The sequence below is a fragment of the Dellaglioa sp. CoH-55-MRSF-8 genome (genome assembly GCF_056782195.1).
This window is the reverse complement of the sequence record NZ_JBXAYH010000100.1, coordinates 1-383: the sequence shown is the minus strand read 5'-3', so window position 1 is coordinate 383 and position 383 is coordinate 1. Positions and strand designations below refer to the sequence as shown.

General features: G+C 49.6%; 1 protein-coding gene. It reads right to left on the bottom strand.

The window, feature by feature from the left end:
- Positions 1 to 383 (bottom strand): hypothetical protein (locus AC1RPW_RS08080; RefSeq protein ID WP_481769456.1); only part of this gene is annotated, 383 nt, incomplete at both ends.

The window sequence follows — 383 nt, the reverse complement described above, 5'->3', positions numbered from 1 at the left end:
GTATATGCCTGCTGCATGGCAGCGCCGATACGAGCACGACTATCATCTACTTCTTTACGAAAGTCTTTAAACTCGTCAACGCTCATACTGCCTTTTGCAGCGGCCATGATCGTCATAGTCTCGTTCATGACAAGCATAGCCAGATCACGCATCATGGGCCGCAAAACCGATTCGCTGATAGTGACACCAATAGCACCTCGATCCCGAGTTTGCTGCATGTCCGTCACAAGTTCCCGAATAGTCATCATCAGGTTGTTGAACGAGTGAACACCATAGCGTCCCTTCGATTCGCGAATCCCGTTTTCGACTTCGGCAACAAGATCAATACAGGTTTGAAGAGCGCGCTTCTGAATCACGGATGCTGCCGAATCAGAATCACCGAC